Here is a 26151-nt window from a genome sequence, read left to right as displayed (position 1 = left end):
CGATGCAGGTCAAACTCGAACGGGTGGCTCACGTCAGGTCCGGCGACAAGGGCAACACATCGAATATCTCGGTGATCGCCTATCGCGATGAATTCTATCCATTGCTCAAGGCGCAGCTGACCGCGGAGCACTTCAAGGCCTTCTACCGCGGCGCCATCAAAGGCAACGTGACGCGCTATGAGGTCGACAATCTCGCCGCATTGAATTTTGTGGCGGAAGGCGCACTCGGCGGCGGTGTTTCGCGCAGCCTCAGCCTCGACAATTACGGAAAGGCGTTGTCGGCGGCGATCCTCGGCTTTGAGATCGAGGTCCCCGAACAATACGGCAATCTGCTGCAAGGCGGATAACTTCAAAGCGGGATAAACTTCGATCCCGATCGAAACACTGACGTCAGGCGGCATGGCAATGTTGCCGGAGATATCGGATACCACGGCAACCTCATGACCATCGCCATCGAAGCCCGGCAACGTCCCCATTATGCGGCCAATCTTGCTCTGTTGCTGATGCTGGCGACGTTGTGGGGCGCCTCCTACACGTTCATCAAGATTGGTGTTGCGACCATTCCGCCGGTGACGCTGATCGCGGCCCGCACCTTGATTGCCGGTGGCGTTCTGCTGCTGGTGATGCAGATGCGCGGTATCAAGATGCCGCGAGATCCTGCCGTGTGGTGGCGCTTCATGATTCAGGCATGCCTCAACAGTGTTGTGCCGTTCACAATGATCGCGTGGGCAGAACGCCACGTCGATGCAGGCCTAGCGACCATTCTTGGCTCGAATGCGCCGATCTTCGCCTTCCTGCTGGCCGTGCTATTTGTTCGCCATGAACGGCCAACCCTGCGCCAATCACTCGGCGTGGTAGCCGGCTTGGCGGGCATCTGCCTCGTGGTTGGGGTCAACGCACTCGGCGGACTGGGACAGCAGCTGTTTGCGCAGCTCGCGCTTGTGTTGTCGGCGGTGAGCTTTGGTGCGGCGGCGCTGTTTGGCCGGAATTTCAACGGGCTCGATTCAATCGTGCCGGCAGCAGGATCGATGATTTGCGGTGCGATGTTGCTCGTGCCCCTAAGCCTCGTGGTTGATCATCCCTGGACGCTGTCGCCTTCCATGAATTCGACTTTGGCCTTGGTCGGCCTTGCGGTGTTTTCGACGGCGCTCGCCTTCGTGATTTATTTCAAGCTGATCCAGACCCTGGGCTCGGTTGGTGCCACGGCACAAGCCTATTTGCGGGTGCCGATCGGCGTTGCACTCGGCGTTATCTTTCTCGGTGAGTCCCTGTCGTCCACCGCGTTGATCGGATTGATCTGCGTCATTGTCGGTATTGCCGCCATGACCATTCCGTCACGCAAAGCCGTGGCAAAATCGGCGCAACGGTGATCGCTGTCGCGTTGCACAATGCTGCCGATAAGGCCGATTTCTTTTTTGATCCATTCTAATTTTGTTGCCTGCCGTTGCAAACCCGACCATGCTCGCGTGGTTCGGCATCCACCGGTGCGTGCCGGATAGCCTCCTCGTCGTGAGTCATCGCCGTAAGCGATGTCGTGCACCGGCAGGGAATCAAAGTGATGCCTACTCTCAGCATTAACGGGCGGAATATGTCCGTCGACGCGGCGGGAGACACGCCGCTGCTCTGGGTCATCCGCGAACAATTGCAGATGACCGGAACGAAATTTGGCTGCGGCGCGGGCTTGTGCGGCGCATGCACGGTTCATGTCAACGGCGAAGCTGTGCGCTCGTGCCAAACGGCTCTGAGCGACGTTGCCGGCAAGAAAATCACCACCATCGAAGGATTGAGCGCCAAGGGCGATCATCCCTTGCAGAAGGCCTGGATTGCAGAGCAGGTGCCGCAATGCGGTTACTGCCAGTCAGGCCAGATCATGCAGGCGGCTTCGCTGCTCGCCAAGAACACCAATCCGACGAAAGAGGAAGTGGTCGCGCACATGGACGGCAACCTGTGCCGCTGCATGACGTATTCGCGCATCCAAAAGGCTATCATGCGCGCCGCTACGGATATGCGCACGGCGTCGAACGCCCCTGCTGATCGGAGGGCGACATGAATACGCACACGACAATCGCGAGTTCCGAACCGGTCGAGCTCAATCGTCGCTCCTTTATCGTTGGTGCCGCGACCGCAGGACTTGCGCTCGGCTATGCATCAATCCCCGGCCTGCTTGGACGAGATCAAGCGCTTGCCGCACCTGGCAGCTTCGACCCAAGCGTCTGGTATTCGATCGGCCCTGACGGGCTTGTAACCGTCACATGTGGCAAGGCCGACATGGGGCAGCACATCGCCTCCACCATGGCGCAGCTTGTCGCCGAAGAGCTTGGCGCATCCTGGAAGGATATGCGCGTTCAACTCGCCTCCAACGATCCGAAATACGATGATCCGGTGCTCAAGGCCCAGATTACCGGCGGAAGCTGGAGCACGATGATGAACTTTGATGCGATGAGCCGTGCCGGCGCGGCCGGCCGTATCGCATTGACCGAAGCCGCGGCCGCGATGATGAATGTTCCCGCGGGCGAACTCACGGTGCGCGATTCGACGATTTCTCATTCGAAATCGAAAAAGTCGGCGACGTTCGCGGATATCGTCAAAAGTGGCAAGGCGAAGAAGACATTTTCGCCTGACGAACTGAAGTCCATCACGCTCAAGACGCCGGACAAATACACGCTGGTCGGCGTATCGGTGCCGCAGCTCGACATCCCGGCGAAAACCAATGGCACCGCGAAGTACGGCATCGACACAATGCTGCCGGGGATGGTCTACGGCAAGATCGTCATGCCGCCGGTGCGTTACGGCGCGACCGTGAAGTCCGTGGATGATGCTGCAGCGAAGAAGGTGCCTGGCTTCATCAAGGCCGTGGTGCTTGAGGATAAGACCAAGACGACGACCGGCTGGGTGGTGGCGGTGGCCAACACTTATCAGGCGGCGCGGAAGGCGGCTGATGCCCTGAAGGTCACATACGACAAGGGGCCGAATGCCAACGTGTCCAGCGAGACCTTGCTGCAAGAAGCCCGGCGATTGCAGGCGGACAGCAATTCCGGCCTGTTCTTTGTTAAAACCGGCGACGCCTCGGAAGCTCTCGGCAAAGCCGCCAAAGTAATGGAGGCGGAATACACCACTAGCATCAACATCCATGCGCCGCTGGAGCCGATGAATGCCACGGCGCAGAAGCAGGGTGACATCTGGCACCTTTACTCCGGCAATCAGTTCGCGACTCGAACGGGGGCGATCGCCGCGGCAGCGCTCGGCGTCGATCCCAAGTTCATCGTGATGCATCAGGCTTGGCTCGGCGGCGGCTTCGGCCGGCGGCTCGATGCCGACATGATGGTGCCGGCAGTGCTGGCGGCCCAAGCGGTCGGAAAGCCCGTGAAGGTGATCTATTCGCGTGAAGACGACACCACCATGGACTTCTCGCGCCCGCTGACATTCCAGAAGATCAAGGCCGGGCTCGACAATGACGGCAAGCTGGTTGCGTTGAACCACGATGTCGTCAGTGCCTGGCCCACCAAGCGCTGGGGCATTCCCGATTTCCTGTCTCCTTCGGTCGACAAGAAGGGTGCGCTCGATGCGTTCACAGTCAACGGCGCGGATTTCTTCTATTCCGTGCCCAACCATAATGTGCGCGCGATCCTCAACGAACTCGCGCAATCGGCCACGCCATCGGGGCAACTACGCTCTGTGGCGCCGGGCTGGACCTTCTGGGCCGTGGAAAGCATGATTGATGAGCTCGCGGTCGCGGCCGGAAAAGATCCGGCGCAATTCCGCATCAGCATGCTCGACGGCGCAGGTCAAAATGATGGTGGCGCGCAGCGGCTGCGTAATACATTGCTCGCGGCGATGGGCCTCGCAGGTTACGGCACCAAGAAGCTGTCCAAAGGCGAAGGCATGGGCGTAGCTTGTGTCTCATCGCAGGAGCGTGCGACCGCAAGCTGGACGGCTTGTGTTGCCCATGTCGCGGTCGATGACAGCGGCGAGGTCAAGGTGAAGAAGTTGACGGTGGCGACCGACGTCGGCACCCAGGTCAATCCCGACGGCATTCGTGCTCAGGTTGAGGGCGCTGCTCTTTGGGGGCTTTCGCTGGCGATGTATGAGAAGGCGACCATGAAAGACGGCGCCATCGAGCAGACCAACTTCGACACCTACACACCGCTGCGGATGAGCCAAATGCCGGAAGTGGCGGTTGCCGTCATCGCCAATGGTGATGCGCCACGTGGTGTGGGTGAACCGGCGGTCACCGTTGTGGCCCCGGCGCTTGCAAATGCGATCTACAACGCGGTCGGCGCCCGCGTTCGCGCGTTGCCGATCACCGCGGATGCTGTGAAAGCGAATATGCGAAGGGCATAAACGAGGCACGTATCTGATACAGCCGGAGGCATTGATATGATGTCTCCGGCTGTTTCGTGATCACATCCTATTCACGGCGTTTTGCGGGGCGTTTCGTCGTTGTCTTGGTTCGAGCCGGCTTGAGGGTGCCCGCGCTTTTCCGCAACGCATCCTTGAGATCAATCGGCACGCCGTGTTTCTTGAGCACGTCGGCAAACGCTTCATCCGCAAGTTCTTGCAGCGTTGCCATCCGATCGCGGCCAAGTTGTACGAGCGCTTGATAAGTCTCGTCGTCAAATTCGATCACTTTGCGCATCTAGTGGTCCGATTCCGAAGTTCGCACAGGCTTGCGATTTCACGCGGAAGAATTTTTAGGTTCAGAAGTTCGCCGGAAGCACGCGCGGGAAATCGGATGAGTTTCTGAACCACCACACTAGCGTCCATTCGTTGTCAAAACTGTGGTTCAAATCACTGTGTGAGACTTCACGCATGATGTGATCAACAAAAAGGGAACGTATCTGGAGGCTTCGGAGTTTGCCGCCTGTTGTCTCGAAAGGAGAGAAACTCATGAAGAAAATCTTGCTTGCCGGCGCCTGTGCGTTGGCGCTGTCAGCAACTGGCGCAGTTGCGCAGACCAATGAAGGCCAAGGCGGTGCGCCCAGTGCGAAATCGGGTGGCACGACGACGATGTCGCCAAGCGGTGAACGTCACATGAAGAAGGAACATACCGGTAAGACCACGGGCAGCGCGATGCATAAATCGGGCGCCAAGCAAACAGGTGGTCAGGGAACGAATGAAGGTGGCAGCGGCCACTAACTTGTGATGTTGAATGACCTCACTGAAAAGGCCCCGTCCTGGGGCCTTTTCTTTTGGGCGTCCTGATCCATAAATATGGAGCCTCGCCTTTCGCGGTTCGGAAGGAGCTATTCGTGACGTTCCACGCAGATTTCTCGAGCCAAGATTACTTTCGCAATCCAGTTGCCGCGTTGGAAAAGTTGCGCGCAGCGGGCCCTGTCGTTGAAGTCCGGTTTCCGATCGTCGGTAAAGTCTGGACCACGACAACACAGGCGCTGGCTGATCGGGTTCTAAAGGACAGTGAGACATTCACCATCCGCAGGGATGACGGCAATGTCGCTGGCTTCCAGTGGTGGATGCCCGGCGTCCTGCGCACGTTGGCCAACAATATGCTGGCGATGGACGAACCGGACCATGGGCGGCTGCGAGACATTGTCGACGAAGCCTTTCGCCGTCGGGCCATCCTGGAGATGGAGCCGCATATTCTTGCGATCGGCGAGCAACTGGCCAATGAGCTGTTCGCAACAGGACGCCCAGCCGACCTCGTAGAGCACTATGCGCGCAAGTTGCCGCTGTCGGTGATTTGTGAATTGCTCGGGTTGCCAATGGCTGATCGATCAAAATTCACGGCATGGGCTGGTGGCTTCACGCGCCTCTCCGGTGCGCTCGGCTTTCTCAGCATGATCCCGAATATCATCGCGATGAAGCGCTATATGCGGCAGCACATTGAGATAGTTCGAAAGCATGGAGGTGAAGGGCTGATCGCCGAGCTCGTCCGTGTGGAAAGGGAGTGTGGACGGATCACGCCTGACGAAATGGTCGCCATGGTCTTCCTGCTGTTGTTTGCAGGACATGAGACCACCACGCATCTGATTAGCGGGTCTGTTTATGAACTTCTCATAAACCCCGGCTTACGGGATTGGCTGGGGGAAGATTGGAGCCGCGCCGATCTGGCTGTTGAGGAATTCCTGCGGTTCATCACGCCCGTGCAATTCACCAAGCCGCGCTTTGTGCGCAAGGACATCGATCTCGGCGGTGTGCGGTTGAAGAAGGGCGAGAAAGTCATGGTCATGTTGGCCGCTGCCAACATGGATCCGCAAGCCAACCCGCATCCGGAACGGCTCGACATTCAACGAAAGCCGAACCGGCACATGGCGTTCGGCACCGGAATCCATTTTTGCCTCGGCCACCAGCTTGCGCGTATCGAGGGGCGCTGTGCGCTGAAGGCGCTATTCAAACGTTGGCCGAGCTTAAAGCTCGCGGTCGATGAATCTGAGATCAAATGGCGGAAGCGGCCCGGTATGAGGGCGATCGAGTGCTTGCCGGTAATTGCGAGTTAGCAGCATCGGTGGCAGATAGCCGCACAACGCCGCTCGCCTTCGATTAACTGAAAATTGTCTATGTTTATTCGATATTGCGGGGGCTGCCGCCCTCCCCAAGGTTTCACGCCGCTTCTCAGGCGTCTTTTCGATACCCCAAAGATCGGTAGATGGCACACGACGGGTCAAGCCGCTGTGGCCGCGATTTGATTCATACGTTGCTTTCAAGGGAAAATTCCATGTTGCCGCTGAACCTACGAATCCGTGGCCGCCTTTATGGCGGTTTCGGTGTGCTGATCCTGTTCGGGGTCGTGCTTGCTGGGTTTGCCGTGTGGCAGCTTTGGGCGATCCGCGAAAGCGTAGATGACATGACGATTCAGTCCAAGAATGCTATTCGCGCTGGTGGCATCGCAACGGATTTGCATGCGATCCGACGCGGAATTCTGCGCTACACATTCGATCAGAACGCGGAATCGCTGGCCGATGCAGATAAGCGATTAGCGAACATCAGCGTTTTGCTGGATACGGCCGTCAGGACAGTTCGCGCTGAAGAGCGCCGGGTTGCTTACAAGGGTATCCAGCAGGACATCGGCGAACTGAAATCCAAGCGGATCGCTCTCGAAGATACGATCAAGCAGATGATCGCGGATCGAACGGCGCTGTACGCTGAGGGCGATAGGCTCGCGGCGAACATCAAGAAATTGACGGATGCCACGCGACGAACACCGTCAGCGGAAGTTGTCGCAGCCCTCGAGGCAGAGCTCCTTCGCGTCCGGATGTCGAACTGGCGATTTATCGTGTCGCGCAACCAGCAGGACGTCACGATATTCAAGAATAGTATCAAGTCGGCCTCCGAGCTGATCGCGAATTTGGAAAGACTCGATCTTCCGCAGGGCGCCGATCCTGTCTTGGCGTCGATCAAATCCGGATTGGCGAACTATTCGAGCGGGTTTGAGAGAGCGTCAGCGAAGCTCATCATGGGCGATGAGATTTATTACAAGACCGTGACGCCTTTGATCGTGAGTGCAATTGATAAGATCGATGCTGTCGTCACCAGCCTTGAGGGGGCGTTTGCCCGTACCACCGGCGGCGTCAATCAACGGATCGATGGCACTGTCACGATGCAGCAGCTTGTTGCCGGATCCGCGTTGATCGTCGGTTTCCTTGTCGCATTCTTGATTGGACGGGGCATCATCCGTCCGCTCTCGGGCCTGACATCCGGCATGAAGGAGCTCGCCGAGGGCAATTTCGACGTCGTGCTTCCGGGACTGGAGCGGAAGGACGAAGTCGGCGACATGGCGCAAGCCGTCGAGGGCTTCAAGGTCAAGGCGGAGGAAAAGGCGCGCGCTGAAGCTGAAGCCAAGGCGCGGCAGGATCAGATCGCGGCCGAGCAGCGCAAGCGGGATATGTATCAGCTCGCAAATGTCTTTGAGAAGGCCGTCGGCGAGATCGTCGAAACGGTGTCATCAGCTTCGACCGAGCTTGAGGCTTCTGCGAGCACGCTGACGAGCAGCGCCTCACGTGCCCAGGAATTGACCACGTTGGTCGCGGCTGCGTCAGAAGAAGCGTCCACCAACGTCCAATCCGTCGCTTCCGCGACCGAGGAGATGACATCGTCGGTAAACGAGATCAGCCGTCAGGTTGCCGAGTCTGCAAACATCGCCCAGGAGGCGGTGGCACAGGCTCGCAGGACAAATGAGCGGGTTGGTGAACTGGTGAAAGCTGCCGCGCGCATCGGCGATGTTGTCGAGTTGATCAACACAATTGCCGGGCAGACGAACCTGTTGGCGTTGAACGCCACCATCGAGGCTGCCCGTGCAGGCGACGCAGGGCGCGGCTTTGCGGTGGTTGCTTCCGAAGTGAAAGCATTGGCCGAACAGACAGCCAGAGCAACCGGCGAGATCAGTCAGCAGATATCCAGCATCCAGACAGCGACGCAGGAATCCGTTGGCGCCATCCAGGAGATTGGCGACACCATTGGACGGATGTCGGAGATCTCGTCAACGATTGCGTCCGCAGTCGAGGAGCAGGGAGCGGCGACGCGAGAGATCTCGCGTAACGTTCAGCAGGCGGCACAGGGTACCATGCAGGTGTCTAGCAACATTACCGATGTGCAGCGCGGTTCGGTTGAAACGGGATCGGCTTCGTCGCAGGTGCTGTCGGCTGCGCAATCGCTTTCCGGCGAGAGCAATCGCCTCAAGCTCGAGGTCGGTAAGTTTCTCAGCACCGTCCGTGCTGCTTAAGGCACGCCGGATCGCTCAATTTGGAGTCAATCAAGCCCCGGCAAATTGCCGGGGCTTTTCTTCGTCGCGTTGTTGTTAAGCGCGTGTTCAGCGGATCGGATAGGCTTTCGAGCCAATCAATCACACATATATGGGATCTGGCAGTGGCGTAATCCGCGTGTCCTATTGCCTTCGGAGATGATGATCATGCGACTTTTAGTTTTAGCTATATTAGCGATTGCCGCAGTTTCGGCATATGATGGTACCACTGCACAGGCAAGGGACTACCCGTTCTGCAGGAGGGGCGAGGGCGGTCCCGGCGATTGCAAATATGACACGTACGAACAATGTCAGGCTGCCGTGTCTGGCACCAGCGGCTATTGCCAGCCGAACACCTGGCTTTCGCAACCCGATCCTGCACTGTCGAGCAGACGCCCGCCGAGAGGGCAGGGGTTTTACGGTCAACGCTATTGAACCCACCCAGATGTGATCGCCTCCCTGAGCGGAGACCAAAGCCGCGCGGTTATGCGCGCGGCTTTTCGCTGCGTACGTTGACGCCGTGCCTGTCTAGTCGACCGCAAAGGCGCTGGCTGCCAGTTTTTCCAGATCGAGGTATTGCCGTTTCTCTACGGTGACGCCGACGAAGTGGATCTTCCCGCCTTTGAACGTCCCGGGTGACTTGTACTCTTCGCTGACAGCATCGCCGCTGTCGCGTCCGATGCAAAGACCGTCGCCGGAGAGGGTGAATTTGCCCGGTTGTGTCTTCATGTCGCCCTGCGCCGCGATTTTCTCATTGACGTAAAGCGTCGTCTTGCCGAGCGATTCACCATGTTTCCCGGCCTTGCCGCGAATGAACTCGACACCCACAGTGTATTTGCCGGGCTTCAATTCCCCGGAGACGAATTGTTGCTCGGGTTTGATGCCGAGGAAATTATACACATAGTAGAGCTTCATATTCTTGACGAAGAGCGTGTGACCGCCGAAGCGCGATCCATGTGCGAAGATGACGCCTGAGCAATCCGGATCGGTGATCTCGATATTCGCCAGGATCTTGTATGTACGTCCGCGCACATTGACGGCCACGCCCTCCGGGACCGGTGAGGTGTCCGGATAGTAGATATAACGCTCGCGCGGCTTTTCTTCGCTGGGCCGTTCGACGCCCAGCAGTTCTGCAGCGCTGCGGTCGTCCAGCGGCAATACATTGTTCTTCTTGGCTTCCTCGAACCACGCCTTGATAAGGGCTTTCAGCCTGGCGGGATAACGCTTGGCAACATTGGTAGACTCGGAGCGGTCAGCATCGACGTGATAAAGCTCCCATTCGTCTTTGTCGAAATGCCCCTTGCCGGTGAGGGGCGCATGAAGAGCCGCAGCCTTCCACCCTTTTTCCCAGATGCCCCGGGTGCCGAGCATCGCATAATACTGGCGCTTCTTTTTCGTCGGCGCGCTGGGCTTCGCAGTGAACGTGTAGCGCATGGATACACCAGAGAGGGGATGCTGCTTCACGCCGCGATAGACCTTCGGCATCTGCAATCCGCAGACATCGAGGATGGTCGGCACGATATCCGTTGAATGATGATATTGATTGCGCACCTCGCCCTTTCCTTTGAATCCCTTGGGCCAGGAAATCACGAGCGGACAGCATGTTCCGCCTGAATATTCCGAATAGCGTTTGAACATCTGGAACGGCGTGGAAAATGCCACCGCCCAACCGGTCGGATAGTGATTGTAAGTATCTACGCTTCCGAGAACGTCGAGATACTTCAGGTTCTCGGACAGTTCATCGGGATAGTTGTTGAAGAACTTGTTTTCGTTGACCGAGCCGTTGGGACTTCCCTCCCCGGATGCTCCATTATCAGAGCAATAGAAAATAATCGTGTTGTCGAGTTGTCCGCTTTCTTCGAGATATTCGATCAGGCGGCCGATCTGCACGTCTGTATATTCCGAGAACCCCGCGTAAACCTCGGCCATACGAGCAAACAGCTTCTTCTCGTCCGCATTGAGTGAATTCCAGGGACGTACGGCATCGCCCGGATTTGCGATCTCGCCGGGGAGCGGATTGATGGGCGTCAGCTTGGTATCCTTGGGCAGGAGCCCTTTAGCAATCATGCGCGGCAACACCCATTCGCGATAGGCTTCGTAGCCATCGTCAAATCGGCCCTTGTACTTGTCGATATATTCTTGCGGTGCGTGATGCGGCGCATGATTGGCGCCAGGGCACAGCCACATGAACCACGGCTTCGATGGATTGCTCGCCTTTTGGTCGCGGATCATATGCATGGCATTGTCGATCAGATCCTTGGAGAGGTGATAACCCTCCTCCGGGCTATATGGTTGATCGACAAACTTGTTGTCATCGACGAGATCGGGATACCATTGATTGGTTTCGCCTCCGAGGAAGCCGTAGAAGCGATCGAATCCCTTCTGCAGAGGCCACTCGCTACGATTGGCGCCGGACGCGATATCCTGTTCCGGAACATTGTGATCCTTTCCAAGCCAGAACGTGCTCCATCCGGAATCTTGCAGAACCTGTCCGATCGTCATGCACTCCGCCGGGAGACGGCCGCTCCAGCCCGGGTATCCCTGCGCTGCTTCGGTAATGCATGAGCAGCCATTGAGGTGATGATTTCGCCCAGTCAGGAATGTCGAGCGCGTCGGCGAACACAACGCTGTCGTGTGCCACTGCGAATAAACCAATCCGCGATCCGCGAGGCGCTGAAGTGTCGGCATGTTGATCGCGCCACCATAGGGCGACCACGCGGCCATCCCTGTGTCATCATACAGAATGATTAGTACGTTCGGAGATCCTTCGGGGGCTCTGGGGAGAGTGAATGGCGTCCAATCAGGTTTTGAATCGCGGACATCAAGCTTGATAACGCCGCGAAAGGCTTTCCTGGCCATAACTTATACTCCTTTGGTTATGCTGATATCTTCGTATGCTCCCCAAGGCGTATTTCTGTTCGCAGGTATGCTCCCCATTTCGTTGCAGGTTGACCGCACCTGCTGTGATCCTCCTTTGCGTGTTAGTTTTAGAACAGCAGCCCCTTTAAATATTGGAAGAGGGTGGCCCGCGGAATCGCAATGAACGGACGAATTGACGTAAAATGGCATTCAACTGGGGGGCGAAGCGCGCCTGCGCGACAACGAGCAGGGGTGCGGCGATCAGATATCGTGCATAGACTCCGATCTCGCTGATGAGGGAGCGGATACTGTCCGTATGCCACACGAGGTCTTGCAAGGCTGCGAGGAGAACCAGCGGTACCCATCCGGCGAGTATAACCCAGACACCATTGTGGGTAAGATTGGGGACGCCCCGTCTCTCCAGCCCCGTACGTTGCAGCACCGTAAAGGGCGATGTTGCTTCAAACAAATCCTCGTCGCGGATGGCCATTGTCATGGTGCTGATCCGTCGCGAGTTGCGTCAAGACATGGCCCGGAACTTCGGAATCGTCTTCACGCACTAAGCAACTAAAATACAGGAACTTTGTAGCGCCAGCCGCTTCCGTTGCGCCGAAACGCATTCACCCTGTTGACTTGAAGCCGGCCAATTGTCGCTCCCCTTAACGGGCGAGTCGAGAGCTCTCAGTATTCAGGTGCAGCAGCGATGAGCTCAGTAGCTTACGACGCTCAGACGACTTGCGAGACTTGAGAGCAACAATTTGCTAATGTTAGGCGAGGATATTGGCCAAGCGTCATTGCTGTCAAGGCATCCGAATGAGCGTAAATTCTCTCTCGTGCTACAGGGTTCAGGTGTCGCGCGGAGACATCCTCATTCCCGCAGATCCTGTTGCATCAGATCAACTTGTAACGTGGAAACCAGACTGGAAAACGGAGGTCATCGGCAAGGTATTGGCCGAGCGTGCAGGTGCGTTTGTTGATGTCGGCGCGAACTGCGGCCAGACGTTGATGGATTACTTCGCAGCTTCAATAACCACGTCATATTTCGGATTTGAGCCAAATCATCATTGTGTCAGCGCGCTCAGCGACATTATCCGCATTAATGGCCGATTGGATTGTTCGTTGATCCCGGCGGGTTTGGCAGATGAAAACACGATACGGGAATTGTTGCTTGAGAAGGACTCGATCGTCGACTCTTCAGCAAGCATTGAAATAGATCTGCGGCCCGACCGCGAATGGGCCGTTCAATTCGTCGCTTGCTACAAATTTGATGATATTCGTCTACGAGTTGGAATTTCCGACATCGCTCTTATAAAAATCGATGTCGAGGGGGCCGAGCTTTCCACGCTACGTGGAATGAAAAAGACTCTCAAGGAAGGATGCTGGATTCTCTGCGAGGTGCTTCATAGGGATAGCAGGGTCAGTGAAGCTATCCACGAGCAGAGAATGAGGGATCTGATGTCGTTCATTGTCGACATGGATTACATTTGTCTCAACGTGGAGAAGAGCGATGACTGCAGCACCGTTCGCGCTCTTACGAACATCGCGCAATTCCCGAACAAAATTTGGACTTGGGATAATGCCGCCGAATGCGATTATATGTTCGTGCCACGCCGTGACGCTGAACTCGTATCGCGGCTGCTCATGAAGTAGATGTGCGGCCGGACATGGTCCGTGCCAGAAGAATTGCAAACTTATTATCGGTTGAAGCGATCTCGTCCACAATCCGGAGGCGGATCTCATGCTTTCAACGGCAAAGACGGCACGCATCGAACATCACGATTTGCTCAGGCGCTTTTGGAAAAGCGCTCGCGGCTTTTGGAGCTTCGAAGGCGATCGGTTGGCCTGGATACTCACAGGAGGACTTCTTGCCCTGATCGTTGTGCATGTTTTCCTACAGTATCGCATCAATGTCTGGAACCGATCGATCTTCGACGCCATCGAGAAGAAGGACGCCTCTATTGTCCTTCATTTGGCGGCGATTTTCTTTCCATTGGTTGCCGCAAGTGTGGTGTGCAGCACGACACAGGTCTTTGTCAGGATGGGAATTCAGCGGCACTGGCGCGGGTGGCTTGCAAAGAGTGTTGTCGGCCGTTGGCTTAAGAACGGTCGCTACTACCAGCTCAACCTAATCGATGATCGCCATCAAAACCCCGAATACCGGATCGCCGAGGATCTTCGTGTTGCGACCGATGCGCCGGTTGATTTTTTCGCAGGCGTGACATTGGCGTGCCTTTCGGCTGCGACATTCATCGTCGTGCTCTGGACCATCGGTGGATCGGTCTCGCTGCAGATTTCCAACATCAGCGTCACCATTCCAGGTTTTCTCGTCGTGGCGGCCGTTCTCTATGCCGTCATCGCGAGCAGCCTGATGATGGTTGTCGGGAGAAACTTCGTTTCGGTCTCGATCGGAAAGAACCAGGCTGAAGCGGAATATCGTTATTCGCTGATGCGGGTACGCGAGAACGGTGAAAGCATCGCGCTCTTAGGCGGCGAAGCGGAAGAACGTGCTGAAATCCAGCGTTCGTTCGGCAATGTGATCAACAAGTGGGCGCTGCTGTGTGGCCAGCACATGCGGACGACTGTCGTCTCACAAGGGTCAAGCCTGCTTGCGCCGGTTGTTCCGATTCTCCTGTGTGCGCCGAAATTTCTCGAAGGGGAAATGTCCCTGGGGCAAGTGATGCAAGCCGTGTCGGCGTTCGCCATCGTGCAAAGCGCTTTCGGCTGGCTCGTGGACAATTATCCGCGGTTGGCGGACTGGAATGGCAGTGCGCGCCGTGTCGCGATCCTGATGGGATTACTCGACAAGCTCGAAACCGAGGAACGAAGCGAAGGGCTTAACCGCATCAGGCGCGGCCAAATTGCGGGGTCGGCCCTTCTGTCCCTTAACAACTTGTCGGTCGCTCTCGACGATGGAACGACCGTGGTCGAGCGCTCGCGCATGACGATCGAACCGGGCCAGCGGATCCTCGTCGCGGGTGAATCCGGCTCCGGCAAAAGTACGCTGGTGCGGGCGATTGCGGGACTTTGGCCGTGGGGCAGCGGTAGCGTCGATGTTGGCGCCGGACGTCGATTATTCATGTTGCCACAAAAGCCCTACATTCCATCAGGCTCGCTCTGGCGTGCGGTTGCATATCCCGCTGCTGCTGAAAACTGGACACAGCATCAAATTTGCTCCGCGCTCAATAAAGTCGGCCTGGCTCATCTTGAGACGCGCGTGGCGGAGGAAGCGTCCTGGGACCAGATTCTGTCGGGCGGCGAAAAACAAAGACTGGCTTTTGCGCGGATCATTCTCCATCGGCCTGACATCATCGTGCTGGACGAGGCGACATCCGCGCTCGATGCGCGTAGCCAGAGCCGCATGATGCAATTACTCAACGACGAAATGAAAGACGCCGCGATTGTGAGTGTCGCGCATCGCGCCGAGCTCGGAGTCTTTCATGGTCACAAAGTCACGCTTGAAAGATATCCGGGCGGATCAAGGTTGATGGGCGCCACCGGGGAGTTCTTGCCAGCGATGCGTCGGGCTACTGTCGCCTCAAGGTTCTGATCGCAGCATCATGCGATCCTACTCAAGCGGCTTGTCGTCATCCGTCGGTGGCGACTCGACAGGAGAGACGAAATCTCCGCCGCCGAATTCATCTTCCGGCGGAGGAATATCGCTGTCGGGAGGTTCCTTTTTGCCGGGCTTCGTGCCCTTGGCGTCTTTCTTTCCCGGCTTGCTCGTTGCTTTGACCATGTCAAAACTCCGGTCTCTCAGAGGGAACCGCGCCATGTTCGCCGCAGAATAGACGGCGCCGCAAGCAGAATCGGTAATCACGCGTAATCGTGACAGGCTCTCAAGAGAGCCTGTCACTTAAACTCACGGCGGAGAAGCAGCCTTATTCCGGAACGACGCGCACTGCGCCGTGGGCGGCGCTGGTGGTGAGGGCTGCATAGGCCTTGAGCGCCATTGAAACCTTGCGGTTCCGCTTCTTCGCAGGCTTCCATGCATCCGTCCCACGGGCGAGCATCGCTTCCCGGCGTTGCGCGAGCGTGGCGTCGTCGACCAAAAGGCTGATGGAGCGCGCAGGAATGTCGATCTTGATGAGGTCGCCGTCTTCAACGAGTCCGATCAGCCCGCCCTCCGCTGCTTCCGGCGACATATGGCCGATCGACAGGCCCGATGATCCGCCGGAGAAGCGTCCGTCGGTGATGAGCGCGCACTGCTTTCCGAGGCCCTTCGACTTCAGATAACTGGTCGGATAGAGCATTTCCTGCATGCCGGGGCCACCGCGCGGTCCTTCGTAGCGAACCACCACGACATCGCCGGCCTTGATCTTGCCGCCGAGAATCCCCTCGACTGCGGCGTCCTGACTTTCGAAGATGCGTGCCGGTCCTTCAAACTTTAGGATGCTGTCATCGACGCCGGCTGTTTTGACGATGCAGCCGTCAAGCGCAAGATTTCCAAACAACACGGCGAGACCGCCATCCTTCGAGAAGGCATGCTCGAAATCGCGAATGCAGCCGGCAGTGCGGTCGTTATCGAGTTCTTCAAAGCGGCGTTCCTGGCTGAACGCCGTTTGTGTGGGCACGTTGCCGGGCGCGGCTTTGAAGAATGTGCGGACGCTTTCGCTCTTGGTGCGTTGAATGTCCCAGCGCCCCAGGGCGTCATCCAGCGTCTTGCTATGAACCATTGGCAGGCCGCGATTGAGCAGGTTTGCGCGATCGAGCTCGCCGAGGATGGCCATCACGCCGCCTGCGCGATGCACGTCTTCAAGATGTACGTCTGCGACCGAAGGAGCAACTTTACAGAGCACCGGCACCCGGCGCGACAGCCGGTCGATGTCCTGCATGGTGAAAGGAATTTTACCCTCATAGGCCGCGGCCAGCAGATGCAACACAGTGTTGGTCGATCCGCCCATCGCGATATCGAGTGTCATCGCATTCTCAAATGCCTTGAAGCTGGCGATCGTCCGCGGCAACGCGGTCTCGTCGTCCTGCTCATAATAGCGGCGTGCGAGATCAACGATCAGATGACCGGCCTCGACAAACAGTCCTCTGCGATCGGCATGGGTCGCGAGGATGGAGCCATTGCCTGGCAGCGCAAGTCCAAGCGCCTCGGTGAGGCAGTTCATGGAGTTCGCGGTAAACATGCCCGAGCACGAGCCGCAGGTCGGGCAGGCGGACCGCTCGATGACTTCGACTTCTTCATCGCTGACTTTGTCGTCGGCCGCGGCGACCATGGCGTCGATCAGATCGACCGCACGCTTCTTGCCTTTGAGATTGATCTTGCCGGATTCCATCGGGCCACCCGACACGAACACCGTCGGGATGTTGAGTCGCAGCGAGGCCATCAGCATGCCGGGCGTGATCTTGTCGCAGTTAGAGATGCAGACCATGGCGTCCGCGCAATGCGCGTTGACCATGTACTCGACGCTGTCGGCAATGATTTCGCGTGAGGGCAGGCTGTAGAGCATGCCGTCATGACCCATGGCGATACCGTCGTCGACCGCAATGGTGTTGAATTCTTTCGCAACGCCGCCCGCCTTCTCGATTTCGCGCGCAACGAGCTGGCCGAGGTCCTGGAGGTGGACGTGGCCGGGCACGAACTGGGTGAACGAGTTGACCACGGCAATGATCGGCTTGCCGAAGTCCTCGTTCTTCATGCCGGTGGCCCGCCAGAGGCCACGTGCGCCTGCCATGTTGCGGCCATGGGTTGTCGTTCTGGAGCGATAGGCAGGCATCGTTTGTCCCTTAAGTATTTGTGATTTTGAGATGATTATCTTTTAGAGGGCAGACCGGCAGAATTGAATGGGACCTGGCGCAGGGGCGCTATGCGGTGGCCCGTTCGTTCCAATCGCGGGTGGTCGGGAAGGATATCCGAGCCCTGGCGGCGGGAAAAGTGCCGGAAATCGGGGTTGCGATGACCGGAAGTTGCCCGCGCCATCGCGGTGAGGGTGCCGCGCCAGTCAGCACAAGACACCGAACGTTTATCTCATTGAGATATTACGACAATATTCTTGATCGCGGACGTCTTCGCGGGTCGTCGAAATCGCCGTCCGCTGGTTGTATTTGCAGGCCCGGAGCCCTATGCGTGGCGCCATGAACAATCTCGCAGTCGCTGAAAAGCCCTTGATGTCGTTGCCGCCTCACCGGACGCGTTCCGGCAAAGCGGCGCCGTTCCTGCCCATGAGCCGCGCCGAGATGACGGCGCTCGGCTGGGATGCCTGCGACATCGTGCTGGTGACGGGCGATGCCTATGTCGACCATCCGAGCTTCGGGATGGCGATCATCGGCAGGCTGCTGGAAGCCCAGGGGTTCCGGGTCGGCATCATCGCGCAACCTGACTGGCAGTCGGCAGAGCCGTTCAAGGCTTTGGGCAAGCCGCGGGTGTTCTTCGGCGTCACCGGCGGCAACATGGATTCGATGGTGAACCGCTACACGGCGGATCGAAGATTGCGCCATGACGATGCCTACACACCCGGCGGCGAGGGCGGGAAGCGGCCGGATCGCTGCACCATCGTCTATGCCCAGCGCTGCCGCGAAGCCTTCAAGGATGTTCCGATCGTGCTCGGCGGCATCGAAGCGTCGCTGCGCCGCATCGCGCACTACGACTACTGGTCCGAGAAGGTGCGCCGTTCGATCCTCGCGGATGCCAAAGCGGATCTGCTGCTTTACGGCAATGCTGAGCGCGCCGTTGTGGAAGTGGCACACCGGCTCGCCGACGGCGACTCGCCCCGCGATCTCGATGATGTCCGGGGCGTCGCGCTGTTTCGCCGCGTGCCTGAGAATTACACTGAACTGCACGCCGACGATCTCGATTCCGCCGATGAAGGCGCAAGCCGCCGCCCCGGCGATACGGTCATCCGGCTGCCGGCGTGCGAACAGGTCGAGCAGGACCGCGAAGCCTATGCCCGCGCATCACGCGTGCTGCATCGAGAGAGCAATCCCGGCAACGCGCGAGCACTCGTCCAGCGTCACGGTGATCGCGATTTGTGGCTGAATCCGCCGCCGATCCCGCTGACGTCAGAGGAGATGGACGCCGTCTACGATCTGCCCTACGCCCGCGCGCCCCATCCGTCCTATGGTGATGCCAAGATCCCGGCTTGGGACATGATCAAGTTCTCGGTGACGATCATGCGCGGCTGCTTCGGCGGCTGCACGTTCTGCTCGATCACCGAACACGAAGGCCGCATCATCCAGAACCGCTCGGAGGGTTCGATCCTGCGCGAGATCGAGCTGATCCGCGACAAGACACCGGGCTTCACTGGCGTGATCTCCGACATCGGCGGGCCGACCGCCAACATGTACCGGATGGCGTGCAAGGATCCAAAGATCGAGGCGGCGTGCCGACTGCCGTCCTGCGTGTTCCCCGACATCTGTCCGAACCTGAACACCTCGCACGACGATCTGATCCGGCTCTACCGCAAGGTGCGCGAGACGAAGGGCGTCAAGAAAGTCATGGTCGCGTCCGGTGTGCGTTACGATCTTGCAGTGAAGAGCCCTGAATACGTCAAAGAGCTCGTCACGCATCATGTCGGCGGCTATCTGAAGATTGCGCCCGAGCACACCGAGCGCGGTCCGCTCGACAAGATGATGAAGCCGGGGATCGGCGCTTACGACCGCTTCAAGGAAATGTTCGAAGCGGCTGCGCAGGAGGCGGGCAAGAAGTATTACCTGATCCCGTATTTCATCGCGGCGCATCCGGGCACGACCGACGAGGACATGATGCACCTCGCGCTCTGGCTGAAGAAGAACCGCTATCGCGCCGATCAGGTTCAGACCTTCCTGCCGTCGCCGATGGCCACCGCCACGGCCATGTACCATACCGGCGTCAACCCGTTGCGCGGTGTGCGGCGCGGAGCGAGTGAGAAGGTTGAGGCGATCAAGGGGCTGCGCCAACGCCGGCTGCACAAGGCGTTCCTGCGCTATCACGATCCTGATAATTGGCCGCTGTTGCGCGAGGCGCTGAAAGACATGGGTCGCGCCGATCTGATCGGCTCACGCCCCGATCAACTTGTGCCGGCCCATCAGCCGCCCGGCACCGGCAAGGCTGCCGGCACGCGACGCCCAGTTCGCGATGGCGGCAGGACGCAGCGCTTCACCACGAAGGGCGTGCCGATCAGGAAGTGAAACGGCGCGGTGGACGGGCGCCTGAATCTGCGTGCTGTGATGCTGTCGCAGTGGCGCACCCGACACGATTCGAACGTGTGACCTTTGCCTTCGGAGGGCAACGCTCTATCCAGCTGAGCTACGGGTGCTTAAGTCCCATTTAGCCGATTGGCCGCATGCGGGCAACGGTCATAAAGGGCTTCCTGGTGCTCAGATGGTCCACCGAGTCAGTGTTCAGGCCACTGCGGAAGCATTAAGCGCTTCAATCTTGGAAAACAGCTGCGTGACCCGCTCCTCGCCGAAAAGCTGATCCGGTCCCGTTGGGGCGATGTCCGTAAATGGCGGCTCGTAGAGCAGACCTGGATCCATGACACCTTGATCGATCAAATGTTCAATCACCATGCCGACGAATTCGATTTGGGCCGCTGTCGCGGTGCCCGTCCCTAGGAACTCGCCGAAAGCGTCGCTAACCGCGGCACGATCCAATCCGACCAGCGATCGGACGAACCGCCCAAATCCGTGGCTCACCTCGCGGGCGCGTTGAATATCTCCAGCCTCCCCGATACCCGCGTCCAATAACATCTTCTCAAGTTCACCGAGATCGGTCGAGGTGAGCGGCCGACCCTGACGCAGCTTGTGCAAAACGAGGTGATCTTCGTGGGCCTTCAGAAAGTGCCGGGCCTTCGCCTTGAAGCGAGCGAAGTCAGCCTCACCGACCTGTGGCAATTCGTGTTCGACGCCGTCCCCGATCTCATCGGCGAAATTCGAGTAAACCACCGCTCTCTTCGATTTCTCGATATGCTGAACCAGATCGCGCAGCCGCAACCTGACGAGTTCAAGCAGCGGGACGGTGACGCCTTCCCACCATTGATCAGTCTGGACTTCCTCGATCAGAGCGGCTTGTTGCGCGATTGCTGGAATGCCAGTCTGCTCTTCGAGTGCCGAAGCGATCTCCAGCAACTGTTTCCGCAATGTATCGAACCGCTTAGAGCCCTTCAGCAGCGCGAGCTGCAGTGAGAACATCAAAAGGTCGAAACGCTTTGCCTCTTCCGTTCCGAAGCTGCGTGAGGAGGGCAGCGGTGCGATTTCGTCAACCAGCTCCTTGCGTTTCTCGTCGTCGATCGCATGCCAGACGTCCGGGGCAAGATACTTTTCGACGACACGGCGATGCTGGCGAACGATGAAGTTGTCGAGGTTGAGCCCACCAACCGTCTCCTGCAATGTCTTCAACGCATCTGCTTGAATGTCTTGCTCGCTTGGCAGGGGCTGGTCTGAGTGAGGTTCTCCATAAGTCTGTTGAGAGCGCTCAGAAAGGCCGTCGGATTTGCCAGCTTTTGTATCCAGCGCGCGCACGAGATCGAGTCGCGCTGTGAACAAGCGCTCTGAAAGCGATTTCGCTGCGCTCGCCTCCTTCAGCTCCGGATCAGCACCGAAGAATTCGAGGTTCTGGCAATAGTCGAAGACCCGAAAGAATTCCTTGTCTTGACCAGGGCCAAACAGGTCCGGGCATAGTCGTGTGCCGCGTCCCATCATCTGCCAGAACTTGGTCTTGGAGCGGACTTGCTTGAAAAAGACGAGATTGACGACCTCAGGGATGTCGATGCCGGTGTCGAGCATATCGACTGAAATCGCGAGATGCGGAGCCTTGGTCTTGTTCGAAAAGTCATCGATCAAGGTTTGGGCGTAGGCTCCAGTCTTATAGGTGATAACGCGGGCGAAATGTCCGGCCAGGTTTGGATAGGCGTTGTTGAATCGATCTTCGATGAACAGCGCATGATCTTGGTTCTTGGCGAAGATGATCGTTTTGCCGAGCCGGTCGCCACCTTCAACCTTGATGCCGTGCTGCATCAGGTGAGCAATAACGAGGTCGACCGTATCAGTATTGAATAGTCGCTTATTGACTTCGGCCGCTTCGACAGTATCGGGGACTTCGTCCTCGCCCCACTCCAGCATGTCCCACTGGTCCTTTTCCTCGTCGCTGAGATCGTCATAGCGCAGACCGGAGCGCACGATCTTCAGCGGCACGGAGATCGCCTTCGGCGGCACCAAGTGGCCGTCAGCCACCGCCTCGTCGAGGGAATAGGCGTCCGTCGGCACGCCGTCTTCGAGGTCGAACAGCGAATAGGTGTTCTTGTCGATTTCTTCCTTCGGCGTCGCCGTCAGTCCGACAAGGAACGAGTCGAAATATTCGAAAATGGCGCGGAAACGCTGATAGACCGAGCGATGCGCCTCGTCGATGACAATGAGGTCGAAATGACCGGGGCCGAACTTGGCCTTGCCGTCCCGCTTGCCGTCGATGAGGTTCATCATCGTCGGATAGGTCGATAGAAAGACGCGGCCTTCGCTGGTCCGCTCGGTGACGAGATTCACCGGAGCGGAATCGGGCAGATGCGCCTTGAAGGCGCCTGCGGCCTGGTTCACCAGTGCGACACGATCGGCGAGGAACAGCACGCGCTTCACCCAGCCGGCGCGCATCAGAAGGTCGACCAGCGCGATCACGGTGCGTGTCTTTCCCGAGCCCGTCGCCATCACCAGCAGCGCCTTACGCTCGCCATCCTCCTCGAAGTGTTTGGCGATGGAGCGGATGGCGCGCTGTTGATAGGGCCGTTTATGGCCTGCGATCGCGGTGTTGATGCGTGTCTCGGCTAGCGACTTGCGGCTAGCGCGGCGTTGGATCAGAAGCTCCAGCTCATCGCGCTTGTAGAAACCGCCGATCTGGCGCGGCGGATAGCGCGTGTCGTCCCAGATCCAGTGCTCGTAGCCGTTGGAGTAGAAGATCACCGGCCGTTGGCCGTAACGGGCTTCGAGCCGATCCGCATAAAGCTTCGCTTGCTGCTGGCCTTGCCGCGCATCCTTGCGGGTGCGCTTGGCCTCGACAAGACCGAGCGGCTTGGCGTCCGCGCCCCACAGCACGTAATCGACAAAGCCAATGCTCTCGTTGTTCGGCATGCCTTCGACGCGAAACTCGATGTCCTCGGGCTTGTCCAGCGGCCAGCCGGCCTCGCGCAGCAGCAGGTCGATATAGCGGTCGCGGGTCTCGGCTTCGTTGTAGTCGTGCGCGTCGGGCTGCGCCTCTGCAGCCTTGCGCGCAGCCGCAACCTCGGCGCGCAGCGTCTTTAGTTCGTCATCGAGGTTCTGTCTGTCGGTAAGCAGCTTGGTCAGCTCGCCGTTCTTAGAGTCGAGCGCGGCCTGCTGCGCCTTGATGTGGCTGAACGCCTTCTTCAACGCCTCGTCGCGGCGCGACAGCACGGATGCATCGAACACAAGTCCGTCGGCCGGCTTGCCCTTGCGCGCATAGGTGCGCGCGAACCAGAAGCAGACGTGAAACAGCTCCTTCACCGCGCCGGCGGCATCGCCCGCGGTGATCTTCTTCTCCTCATGCACCGCACGATTGCGCAAGGTGTTGATGTAGCGTGCCTTGCTGTAGACGGCTTCGCCCGCGGCGCGACGAAACGTCGGTTCGTGCAGCAGGGCCGCGATATTGTCCTGATAGGGCAGCTTGAGGCCGGGGTCGTTCTTGAAAGCCCATTTCACCGCGACTTCGACGGTCTTGCCCGCGAAGAACGCCGCCGCCGTCGGCGACACGCCCGCCTGACGCTCCGCCTCCACCGCAGCCTCATGCACGGCAGGGAATTCAGCGGCGAGGAAGGCGAAGTTGGACATGCAATTGTCCGCCTAGAGTTGGCCCGAAAAGGCGCGATGTTGGAGGGATGCGAAGAGAGAGTCCGCCCCGATATGAAGAGCACTAGCCTGCTCTTTTATGGCATTGAGCGTCCGCAAGGCAGCGGCAAATCGCGCTTGATGCTCAATGGGCGGGTAACAAATATCAATTCTCTTAAGGAGGCGTGATTTGATTCCTCGGACGGTAGAACCGCTGCTGTTCTCGATCATTTTCTTCGAGAATCCCGGTGATCGCAAAAAATAGGCCAAATATTCACTTTTGATTTTTGATTTATCCGGCTGCATCGTGAGAAGTCGTTGCCCAACTGCAAGTTTATCGGGGCTGTCTAAGATTGCGACGTTACCGAGCGGAGCCTCCGTAGTGAACAGCACGTCGCCCATCTTTGGAAATCCGCGCGTCATCCAATGGTCGTAGGCATCAGCTTCGATAAACTCCATTGGCTCGGGGTTGATATACCCCATTTTTACGTTTTTCGCGGTTATCAAGCGAACACCCGTTTCGGCTTTTGGCGGCGTTTTTCCTCGATAGTCGATATAACTGATGCTGGCGTCCAACGGCTCACAAGTCCAATCGCCGCTGTCTTTTTGATCCTTCAATGGATCTCCAAACATCTCGACAAAGATCGACTGTGGAAGGCCGTTGAGCAATTCAAGCGCGCGCTTGCGCTTACGGCGCAGCGCATCCGCTTTGTCCAGGATCGCCGCGATCCGCCGCTGCTCGTCGAGTGGAGGGAGAGGGATTTGAAGACGTTTAATAAAATCAGCGGGTACTCGCTTCTGGCCGGCACTGCCGGTCATGTTGTTCGCGCCCACTTCTCTAAATCTAGAATTCCAAATCAAGTGGAAGAGATACGAAGGGTCGATTTCATCGCCTGCTCGTAATACATGGAACTCAGTGGAGCCGAAGCCTATCGGATTGATCAACGACGAAGTTCGAGTGGCTTTGCCGTTTTCGAAGCACGGAGTAATCTTGGCAATCAAGACATCGCCACGTTCGAAATACGTGTATCCTTTCTTGACCTCCCGAACTTCGCGCTGTTCCTCGAAGCTAATGTGCCCATCTTCGGAGACTGCAGCCATCGGCAAAAAGGATGCCAAATCTTCGTCTGAAACGGTCTTCGGCATGCGCGGGTTAATTTCGCACACGTCGTCGAGTCGAGTGACATGTATAGTCACAGCATTCTCTCCAACTCCTCCAACCCCGCCGCAATCTCTCTCTCCAGCACCTTCAACTCCGCGATGATTTCCTTCGGGGCGCGATGCTCGCCGGTTTCGTGCACCACTTCCTGATAGCGGTTGATTGAGAGGTCGTAGCTTGCCGCCGCGATCTCGGTCTTGGAGACGGAGAAGCTTTGCGCTGTGCGCGGACGCTCGCGCTCGGCGCCGTTGCGTTCCTTCCAGCGCGAGGCAATATCCGGCAGATTGTTTTTCGCCAGCTCATCAATGCTCAGCGTGATTGGAGTCAGCCGCCCAGCCTCATCCCGCGTGCCGGGGCGGGGTCCGAGCTTTTCGGTCGATAATAGCGGGGTTCGCTTGTCGTCCAGAGAGATGCCGTCGGCCTGGCAATCATAGAACCAGACATTGTCCGTGCCGCCGGAATTGGTCTTGGTGAACAGCACGATCGCCGTGGAAACGCCCGCATAGGGACGGAATACGCCGGAGGGCAGTTTGACGATGCCGTCGAGCTTGTGGTCCTCCACCAACATCTTGCGGAGTGCTTTGTGCGCGGTCGAGGAGCCGAACAACACGCCGTCCGGCACAATCACTGCCGCCCGCCCGCCGGGCTTCAGCAGCTTCAAGAATAGTGCCATAAACAGAAGTTCGGTTTTCTTGGTCTTGACCACCGCAAGCAAGTCTTTCGCAGTGGTCTCGTAGTCGAGCGAGCCGGCGAACGGTGGATTGGCAAGCACCAGCGAGTAACGGTCTTCATCGCCGCCGTGCTCCTGCGACAGAGAATCCTTGTAACGGATATCGGGATTGTCGACGCCGTGCAGCGTCATGTTCATGGAGCCGATGCGTAGCATGGTTCCATCGAAGTCGAACCCGTGAAACATCTCCTCGTGGAAATGATCGCGGCTTTCCTTTTCGTGAAACAGCTTGGGATGGTTCTCGCGCAGATATTCCCCCGCTGCGACAAGGAAACCGCAGGTGCCGCAGGCCGGGTCGACGATGATATCCTTTGGTGCGGGCGCGGTCATTTCGACCATCAGCGAAATGATGTGCCGCGGCGTGCGGAATTGGCCATTCTGCCCGGCGCTGGCGATCTTCGACAGCATGTATTCATAGAGGTCGCCCTTGGTGTCGCGATCCTCCATCGGAAGTTTATCGATGAGATCGACAACCTTCACCAGCAGCGCGGGCGTCGGAATGGTGAAGCGGGCGCCCTTCATATGGGTTGCGTGGGCGGTGTCGTTGTCGGCCATAGTGCGCAGGAACGGGAAAACGTGTCCGGAGACCAAGTCGAACATAGTTTGAGCATCGCTGATGTTCTTCAGCTTGGACCAGCGCATCTCCTCGTAGGCCACGCCTCCGCCCTTGCCGAGGCCATCCTTGCCCTCCGGGAAGATGCGTCGTTCCATCGGCTTGCTAAGGCGATTGGCCTTGTTCTCTTCGCGCGTGTGCGCGTCGTCTAAGCCGCGCATGAACAGGAGGTAGGTGATCTGCTCGATCACCTCGAGCGGATTGGCTATGCCCCCGGCCCAGAACGCATTCCACACCCCATCAATCTTCGACCGCAGTTCACCAGTGAGCATTTCGCCTCCCAAATCAGCCGGTAAACCTACTGGGGAGAGAGCAAATAGTGAAGGAGGTTGGCGTTCGACCTA

General features: G+C 58.1%; 19 protein-coding genes and 1 tRNA gene. 11 read left to right on the top strand and 9 right to left on the bottom strand.

Annotated elements, in window-relative coordinates:
- Positions 1-2 precede the first annotated feature (2 nt).
- The 4 genes from ACZ5C3_RS27855 to ACZ5C3_RS27840 all read left to right on the top strand — a co-directional run bounded on the left by ACZ5C3_RS27855 (position 3) and on the right by ACZ5C3_RS27840 (position 4341).
- Positions 3-347: an AtuA-related protein gene (locus ACZ5C3_RS27855; protein WP_464034307.1), complete on the top strand. Its 345-nt coding sequence runs from the start codon at positions 3-5 to the stop codon at positions 345-347.
- A 93-nt stretch (positions 348-440) separates the two neighbouring features.
- Positions 441-1370 (top strand): DMT family transporter, encoded by a 930-nt coding sequence (locus tag ACZ5C3_RS27850; RefSeq protein WP_464034306.1) that lies wholly within the window; start codon positions 441-443, stop codon positions 1368-1370.
- A gap of 188 nt (positions 1371-1558) precedes the next feature.
- Positions 1559-2050 carry a (2Fe-2S)-binding protein gene (locus tag ACZ5C3_RS27845; protein ID WP_464034305.1) on the top strand — a complete coding sequence of 164 codons (492 nt, stop codon included), beginning with the start codon at positions 1559-1561 and terminating at the stop codon, positions 2048-2050.
- Positions 2047-4341 (top strand): xanthine dehydrogenase family protein molybdopterin-binding subunit, encoded by a 2295-nt coding sequence (locus ACZ5C3_RS27840; RefSeq protein ID WP_464034304.1) that lies wholly within the window; start codon positions 2047-2049, stop codon positions 4339-4341. The genes ACZ5C3_RS27845 and ACZ5C3_RS27840 overlap by 4 nt, the downstream gene beginning before the upstream one ends.
- A gap of 67 nt (positions 4342-4408) precedes the next feature.
- On the opposite strand, the gene ACZ5C3_RS27835 is transcribed toward ACZ5C3_RS27840, so the two are convergent.
- A complete protein-coding gene (locus ACZ5C3_RS27835) occupies positions 4409-4636 on the bottom strand; it encodes a hypothetical protein (RefSeq protein WP_464034303.1) in 228 nt (75 codons plus the stop codon).
- 251 nt (positions 4637-4887) lie between these two features.
- Between ACZ5C3_RS27835 and ACZ5C3_RS27830 the strand changes: the two genes are divergently transcribed.
- The 4 genes from ACZ5C3_RS27830 to ACZ5C3_RS27815 all read left to right on the top strand — a co-directional run bounded on the left by ACZ5C3_RS27830 (position 4888) and on the right by ACZ5C3_RS27815 (position 9130).
- Positions 4888-5136 carry a hypothetical protein gene (locus tag ACZ5C3_RS27830; RefSeq protein WP_464034302.1) on the top strand — a complete coding sequence of 83 codons (249 nt, stop codon included), beginning with the start codon at positions 4888-4890 and terminating at the stop codon, positions 5134-5136.
- Between the two features lie 113 nt (positions 5137-5249).
- Positions 5250-6455: a cytochrome P450 gene (locus tag ACZ5C3_RS27825; protein ID WP_464034301.1), complete on the top strand. Its 1206-nt coding sequence runs from the start codon at positions 5250-5252 to the stop codon at positions 6453-6455.
- 218 nt (positions 6456-6673) lie between these two features.
- Positions 6674-8677, top strand: a complete 2004-nt coding sequence (locus tag ACZ5C3_RS27820; protein ID WP_464034300.1) for a HAMP domain-containing methyl-accepting chemotaxis protein — start codon at positions 6674-6676, stop codon at positions 8675-8677.
- A 177-nt stretch (positions 8678-8854) separates the two neighbouring features.
- Positions 8855-9130: a DUF3551 domain-containing protein gene (locus tag ACZ5C3_RS27815; RefSeq protein ID WP_464034299.1), complete on the top strand. Its 276-nt coding sequence runs from the start codon at positions 8855-8857 to the stop codon at positions 9128-9130.
- A 93-nt stretch (positions 9131-9223) separates the two neighbouring features.
- On the opposite strand, the gene ACZ5C3_RS27810 is transcribed toward ACZ5C3_RS27815, so the two are convergent.
- Positions 9224-11554: an arylsulfatase gene (locus ACZ5C3_RS27810; protein WP_464034298.1), complete on the bottom strand. Its 2331-nt coding sequence runs from the start codon at positions 11552-11554 to the stop codon at positions 9224-9226.
- A 145-nt stretch (positions 11555-11699) separates the two neighbouring features.
- Positions 11700-12050 (bottom strand): hypothetical protein, encoded by a 351-nt coding sequence (locus ACZ5C3_RS27805; protein WP_464034297.1) that lies wholly within the window; start codon positions 12048-12050, stop codon positions 11700-11702.
- 317 nt (positions 12051-12367) lie between these two features.
- Here ACZ5C3_RS27805 and ACZ5C3_RS27800 point away from each other — a divergent pair, with 317 nt between their 5' ends.
- Both ACZ5C3_RS27800 and ACZ5C3_RS27795 read left to right on the top strand, forming a co-directional pair.
- Positions 12368-13204: an FkbM family methyltransferase gene (locus tag ACZ5C3_RS27800; RefSeq protein ID WP_464034296.1), complete on the top strand. Its 837-nt coding sequence runs from the start codon at positions 12368-12370 to the stop codon at positions 13202-13204.
- Between the two features lie 88 nt (positions 13205-13292).
- Entirely contained in the window at positions 13293-15101 is a 1809-nt protein-coding gene (locus tag ACZ5C3_RS27795) for an ABC transporter ATP-binding protein/permease (protein WP_464034295.1), read from the top strand.
- A gap of 18 nt (positions 15102-15119) precedes the next feature.
- Here ACZ5C3_RS27795 and ACZ5C3_RS27790 read toward each other — a convergent pair whose 3' ends face one another.
- Together ACZ5C3_RS27790 and ilvD are read right to left on the bottom strand one after the other, a co-directional pair.
- Positions 15120-15290: a hypothetical protein gene (locus ACZ5C3_RS27790; RefSeq protein WP_464044404.1), complete on the bottom strand. Its 171-nt coding sequence runs from the start codon at positions 15288-15290 to the stop codon at positions 15120-15122.
- Between the two features lie 142 nt (positions 15291-15432).
- Positions 15433-17277, bottom strand: a complete 1845-nt coding sequence (gene ilvD, locus ACZ5C3_RS27785) for a dihydroxy-acid dehydratase (protein ID WP_464034293.1) — start codon at positions 17275-17277, stop codon at positions 15433-15435.
- Between the two features lie 358 nt (positions 17278-17635).
- On the opposite strand from ilvD, the gene ACZ5C3_RS27780 reads away from it, so the two are divergent.
- Positions 17636-19666 (top strand): YgiQ family radical SAM protein, encoded by a 2031-nt coding sequence (locus tag ACZ5C3_RS27780; protein ID WP_464034292.1) that lies wholly within the window; start codon positions 17636-17638, stop codon positions 19664-19666.
- Between the two features lie 51 nt (positions 19667-19717).
- Here ACZ5C3_RS27780 and ACZ5C3_RS27775 read toward each other — a convergent pair.
- The 4 genes from ACZ5C3_RS27775 to ACZ5C3_RS27760 all read right to left on the bottom strand — a co-directional run bounded on the left by ACZ5C3_RS27775 (position 19718) and on the right by ACZ5C3_RS27760 (position 26079).
- Positions 19718-19794 (bottom strand) — tRNA-Arg (locus ACZ5C3_RS27775).
- 85 nt (positions 19795-19879) lie between these two features.
- Complete coding sequence (locus tag ACZ5C3_RS27770; protein ID WP_464034291.1) at positions 19880-23308, bottom strand: DEAD/DEAH box helicase family protein; 3429 nt, start codon at positions 23306-23308, stop codon at positions 19880-19882.
- 12 nt (positions 23309-23320) lie between these two features.
- Entirely contained in the window at positions 23321-24502 is a 1182-nt protein-coding gene (locus ACZ5C3_RS27765; protein WP_464034290.1) for a restriction endonuclease subunit S, read from the bottom strand.
- Positions 24499-26079, bottom strand: a complete 1581-nt coding sequence (locus ACZ5C3_RS27760; protein WP_464034289.1) for a type I restriction-modification system subunit M — start codon at positions 26077-26079, stop codon at positions 24499-24501. Before ACZ5C3_RS27760 ends, ACZ5C3_RS27765 begins: the two co-directional genes overlap by 4 nt.
- Between the last annotated feature and the right edge of the window lie 72 nt (positions 26080-26151).

It is taken from the genome of Afipia dichlorophenoxyacetatis (assembly GCF_055386385.1).
Note: the sequence above shows the minus strand (reverse complement) of the source record. Positions and strands in the feature narration are given on the sequence as shown.

Excerpts from the sequence above, each read along its gene's own strand:
- ACZ5C3_RS27850 (WP_464034306.1), top strand. The coding sequence starts at position 441 with ATGACCATCGCCATCGAAGCCCGGCAACGTCCCCATTATGCGGCCAAT.
- ACZ5C3_RS27820 (WP_464034300.1), top strand. The coding sequence starts at position 6,674 with ATGTTGCCGCTGAACCTACGAATCCGTGGCCGCCTTTATGGCGGTTTC.
- ACZ5C3_RS27855 (WP_464034307.1), top strand. The coding sequence starts at position 3 with ATGCAGGTCAAACTCGAACGGGTGGCTCACGTCAGGTCCGGCGACAAG.
- ACZ5C3_RS27770 (WP_464034291.1), bottom strand. The coding sequence starts at position 23,308 with ATGTCCAACTTCGCCTTCCTCGCCGCTGAATTCCCTGCCGTGCATGAG.
- ACZ5C3_RS27800 (WP_464034296.1), top strand. The coding sequence starts at position 12,368 with ATGAGCGTAAATTCTCTCTCGTGCTACAGGGTTCAGGTGTCGCGCGGA.
- ACZ5C3_RS27780 (WP_464034292.1), top strand. The coding sequence starts at position 17,636 with ATGAACAATCTCGCAGTCGCTGAAAAGCCCTTGATGTCGTTGCCGCCT.
- ACZ5C3_RS27830 (WP_464034302.1), top strand. The coding sequence starts at position 4,888 with ATGAAGAAAATCTTGCTTGCCGGCGCCTGTGCGTTGGCGCTGTCAGCA.
- ilvD (WP_464034293.1), bottom strand. The coding sequence starts at position 17,277 with ATGCCTGCCTATCGCTCCAGAACGACAACCCATGGCCGCAACATGGCA.
- ACZ5C3_RS27805 (WP_464034297.1), bottom strand. The coding sequence starts at position 12,050 with ATGACAATGGCCATCCGCGACGAGGATTTGTTTGAAGCAACATCGCCC.
- ACZ5C3_RS27795 (WP_464034295.1), top strand. The coding sequence starts at position 13,293 with ATGCTTTCAACGGCAAAGACGGCACGCATCGAACATCACGATTTGCTC.
- ACZ5C3_RS27835 (WP_464034303.1), bottom strand. The coding sequence starts at position 4,636 with ATGCGCAAAGTGATCGAATTTGACGACGAGACTTATCAAGCGCTCGTA.
- ACZ5C3_RS27760 (WP_464034289.1), bottom strand. The coding sequence starts at position 26,079 with ATGCTCACTGGTGAACTGCGGTCGAAGATTGATGGGGTGTGGAATGCG.
- ACZ5C3_RS27845 (WP_464034305.1), top strand. The coding sequence starts at position 1,559 with ATGCCTACTCTCAGCATTAACGGGCGGAATATGTCCGTCGACGCGGCG.
- ACZ5C3_RS27815 (WP_464034299.1), top strand. The coding sequence starts at position 8,855 with ATGATGATCATGCGACTTTTAGTTTTAGCTATATTAGCGATTGCCGCA.
- ACZ5C3_RS27840 (WP_464034304.1), top strand. The coding sequence starts at position 2,047 with ATGAATACGCACACGACAATCGCGAGTTCCGAACCGGTCGAGCTCAAT.
- ACZ5C3_RS27790 (WP_464044404.1), bottom strand. The coding sequence starts at position 15,290 with ATGGTCAAAGCAACGAGCAAGCCGGGAAAGAAAGACGCCAAGGGCACG.
- ACZ5C3_RS27810 (WP_464034298.1), bottom strand. The coding sequence starts at position 11,554 with ATGGCCAGGAAAGCCTTTCGCGGCGTTATCAAGCTTGATGTCCGCGAT.